At 73.9% G+C, this 3797-nt stretch carries 5 protein-coding genes and 1 pseudogene; 1 reads left to right on the top strand and 5 read right to left on the bottom strand.

What is annotated here, in order from left to right; translation table 11 throughout:
- The 5 genes from ACYVE9_RS18680 to paaA all read right to left on the bottom strand — a co-directional run.
- The coding region (locus ACYVE9_RS18680; protein ID WP_461029025.1) for an FAD-binding oxidoreductase at positions 1 to 815 on the bottom strand (815 nt) is incomplete at its 3' end.
- Complete coding sequence (gene paaD, locus ACYVE9_RS18675; RefSeq protein ID WP_461029026.1) at positions 815 to 1285, bottom strand: 1,2-phenylacetyl-CoA epoxidase subunit PaaD; 471 nt, start codon at positions 1283 to 1285, stop codon at positions 815 to 817. The genes paaD and ACYVE9_RS18680, both read right to left, overlap by 1 nt.
- A 98-nt stretch (positions 1286 to 1383) precedes the next feature.
- Complete coding sequence (gene paaC, locus ACYVE9_RS18670; RefSeq protein WP_461029024.1) at positions 1384 to 2127, bottom strand: 1,2-phenylacetyl-CoA epoxidase subunit PaaC; 744 nt, start codon at positions 2125 to 2127, stop codon at positions 1384 to 1386.
- Positions 2124 to 2423, bottom strand: coding sequence for a 1,2-phenylacetyl-CoA epoxidase subunit PaaB (gene paaB / locus ACYVE9_RS18665; protein WP_461029023.1), 300 nt, complete (start codon positions 2421 to 2423; stop codon positions 2124 to 2126). The genes paaC and paaB overlap by 4 nt, the downstream gene beginning before the upstream one ends.
- Complete coding sequence (gene paaA, locus ACYVE9_RS18660) at positions 2420 to 3481, bottom strand: 1,2-phenylacetyl-CoA epoxidase subunit PaaA (protein WP_461029022.1); 1062 nt, start codon at positions 3479 to 3481, stop codon at positions 2420 to 2422. Before paaA ends, paaB begins: the two co-directional genes overlap by 4 nt.
- 125 nt (positions 3482 to 3606) lie before the next feature.
- Here paaA and ACYVE9_RS18655 point away from each other — a divergent pair.
- A pseudogene (locus tag ACYVE9_RS18655) lies at positions 3607 to 3797 on the top strand (hypothetical protein); the annotation flags it as partial.

Genomic DNA, 3797 nt, shown 5'->3' with positions numbered 1-3797 from the left:
GTCGCCGCGACGTCCGTGCCCGCGTCCGCCCCCGTGCCGGGCGCTCCCGCGCCCACGCCGGACAGCGGGGTCGCGGCGGACTCCGCCACGTGGAAGACCTCCTGGTGCACCCGCTCGGGCGGCACGCCGAGACCGGTGAGCGCCTGCTCCGCGGCCTGCACCAGCCCGTAGGGGCCGCACAGGAACCAGCCGTCGATGCCGTCCACCGGCAGCAGCGCCGGGAGCAGCGAGGTGAGCCGCTCGCGGTCCAGACGGCCGGTGGGCAGCCCGGCGTGCTGCTCCTCCCGGGAGAGGGTCTGGACGAGCTGGAACCGGTCCGGGTGGCGGTCCTTCAGGTCGGCCGTCTGCTCCAGGAACATCGCCGAGGCGACCGTGCGGTCACTGCGGAGCAGGCAGAAGCGGGCGGCCGGCTCACGCGCCAGCAGGGTCGCGGCGATGGACAGCACGGGGGTGATGCCGCTGCCGCCGACCACCGCCGCGTAGTGCCCGGGGCGGGGGTCGAGCACGAAGCGGCCGGCGGGCGGCAGCACGTCCACGGTGTCACCCGCCGCCAGTTCCTTCAGCGCGTAGGTGGAGAAGTCCCCGTCCGCGACGTGCCGGATGCCGACGGTCAGCACCGGGTTCTCGGTGGCGGGTGTGCACACCGAGTAGGTGCGGCGGACCTCCGCCACGGACCGGCCGTGCCGCCGCAGCGTGATGTGCTGGCCCGGGACGTGCCGGAACGTCTCGCGCAGTTCCGGCGGCACCTCGAAGGTCACGGCCACCGCGTCGTCGGTCAGCGGCTCGACGGCGGCCACCCGGAGCGGATGGAAGATCACGTGAGCTCCTTGAAGTGGTCGAACGGCTCGCGGCACGTCTCGCAGCGGCGCAGCGCCTTGCAGGCGGTGGAGGAGAAGCGGCTCAGCAGCACGGTGTCGGTGGAGCCGCACTGCGGGCAGCGCACCGCCAGGTCGAGCGGTACCGGGCCGCCCGTGGGCCCGCCGGGCCGCGGTGGTGCGATGCCGTGTTCGGCGAGCTTGCGGCGGCCCTCGGCGGTGATGGCGTCGGTGGTCCACGCCGGTGCCAGCACGGTCCGCACCCGTACGTCGGGCACCCCGCGGGCGTGCAGCGCCTGCCGGATGTCGTGGGCCATCGTCTCGACGGCCGGGCAGCCGGTGTAGGTCGGGGTCAGCTCGACCTCGGCCCGGCCGGGGCCGGTGCGCCGTACCGAGCGCAGCACCCCCAGCTCGGCGAGGGTGATGACGGGCAGCTCCGGATCCGGGACCGCGCCCGCCGCCGCGTGCAGCTCGGCCTCGGACGGCTCGGCTCCGGGCGCCGCGGTTCCGGGCGTCGCGGTGGTCGGCGCGTCGGCTTCGGGACGGCCGGGGTGGTGGGTCGCCGGGGTCACCAGGACGCTCCCGGGTGGCTGCGGTGCAGGTGCTGCATCTCGGCGAGCAGCCGGCCCATCGGCTCGGTGTGCACGCCCTGCCGGCCGCCTCCGGCGGCCCACACGGCCTCCTGCGGGCCTTCCGGCAGCCGCAGGCCGGACCTGCGGAGCACGTCGGTGACGCGGTCCGTCCAGGCGGCCCGCAGCGCGGGCAGGTCGACGTCCACCCCCGCGACGGGCTCGAACAGCTCGCCGGTGTAGCGCCACAGGGTGTCGACGGCGTGCTGGGTGCGGCGGTGGCTCTCCGGGGTGCCGTCGCCGAGGCGCAGCGTCCACTGCTCGGCGTGGTCGAGGTGGTAGGCGGTCTCCATCACGGCCTTGCCGGCCAGCGGGGCGAGCGGCCCGGCCGTGCCGGCGAGCTGCGCGTACAGCGGGTGCTGGTAGGCGGAGAAGAACAGCTGCCGGACGATGGTGGCGGCGAAGTCGCCGTTCGGCTGCTCCACCAACTGGACGTTGCGGAACTCCCGTTCCTCGCGGAGGAAGGCCAGCTGGTCCTCGTCGCGGTCGGGGTCGGCCATGGACAGCAGGACCCGCGCCTGGCCGAGCAGGTCCAAGGCGATGTTGCCGAGCGCGACCTCCTCCTCCAGCACGGGGGCGTCGCCGGCCCACTCGCCGAGCCGCTGGGCGAGGATTAGCGCGTCGTCGCCGAGGGCGAGCGCGGCGGTGTTGACGGCGGGTGCCGTCCCTGGGGTGGCGGTCACAGGTTCCGCACCCCCTCGGGGACCTCGTAGAAGGTGGGGTGCCGGTAGGGCTTGTCCGCGGACGGTTCGAAGAACGGGTCCTTCTCGTCCGGCGAGGAGGCGGTGACGTGGTCCGAGGGCACCACCCAGATCGAGACGCCCTCGCTGCGGCGGGTGTAGAGGTCGCGTGCGTTGCGCAGGGCCATCTGCGCGTCCGGCGCGTGCAGGCTGCCGGCATGGGTGTGGGACAGGCCGCGCCTGCTGCGGACGAAGACCTCCCACAGCGGCCAGGCGCCGCTCGGGCTGCTGGAGCTCATCGGTGTGCGTCCTCACCTGTCGGGGCGGCACCCTGTCCGGTGCCGCCGTTGTGACCCCTGCTGCCTGCGCTGCCTGCCTGGCCCGTGCCTCCCGCGTGCCGGGCGGCGTGGGCGGCGGCTGCCTCGCGCACCCAGGCGCCCTCCTCATGGGCGCGGCGGCGACGGCTGATGCGCTGCTCGTTGCAGGGGCCGTTGCCCTTCAGCACGCGGTGGAACTCGCTCCAGTCGATCGGGCCGAAGTCGTGGTGGCCGCGTTCCTCGTTCCAGACCAGCTGCGGGTCCGGCAGGGTCAGCCCCAGGGACTCGGCCTGCGGCACGCAGATGTCGACGAAGCGCTGCCGCAGCTCGTCGTTGGAGTGGCGCTTGATCTTCCACTCCATGGACTGCGCGGAGTGCGCCGACTCGTCGTCGGGCGGGCCGAACATCATCAGGGACGGCCACCACCAGCGGTCCACGGCGTCCTGGGCCATCGCGTGCTGGGCCTCGGTGCCGTGGCTGAGGGCGTGCAGCAGCTCGTAGCCCTGCCGCTGGTGGAAGGACTCCTCCTTGCAGACGCGGACCATCGCGCGGGCGTACGGCCCGTAGGAGCAGCGGCACAGCGGCACCTGGTTGGTGATCGCCGCGCCGTCCACGAGCCAGCCGATGGCGCCGACGTCGGCCCAGGTCAGCGTGGGGTAGTTGAAGATCGACGAGTACTTCTGGCGGCCGTTGTGCAGCTTGTCGAGCAGCTCGTCGCGGCTGACGCCCAGCGTCTCGGCGGCGCTGTAGAGGTACAGCCCGTGGCCGGCCTCGTCCTGCACCTTGGCCATCAGGATCGCCTTGCGGCGCAGCGAGGGAGCCCGGGTGATCCAGTTGGCCTCGGGCTGCATGCCGATGATCTCGCTGTGCGCGTGCTGGGCGATCTGCCGGACGAGCGTGGCCCGGTAGGCGTCCGGCATCCAGTCGCGCGGCTCGATGCGCTCGTCCGCTGCGACGGCCGCGTCGAACGCCGCCTCCAGCGCCGCGGTGTCGACCTGCTGAGCCGTGCCGGAGCCCTGCTCCGGCAGCACTGTTGTCATCGCTGAACCCCTCTGCCCGGACTGCCTACCGACCGATCGTTCGGTTCAATGGTGGGCGGGAGCCGCACGGGGTGTCAAGACAGTGGCTAATCTCTGGGGAGCGGAACGAGGGGATCGGGGAACCCATGCACCAACACGGACAGCCGCCGGAGGCCGGGACGCGGCTTCCGGGGCCGGCGCCGCAGGCGGACGATCCCGAGCGACCGCAGGACCGCGACACCGACCCTCAGGACCGCGACCCCGGCGAGCAGGTCCGTGACACCGGCGGGCAGGCCCCCGACACCGACGGCCGACCGCAGGCCGGGCCGCCGCAGGC

This window comes from Streptomyces sparsus (genome assembly GCF_054776295.1).
Note: the sequence above shows the minus strand (reverse complement) of the source record. Positions and strands in the feature narration are given on the sequence as shown.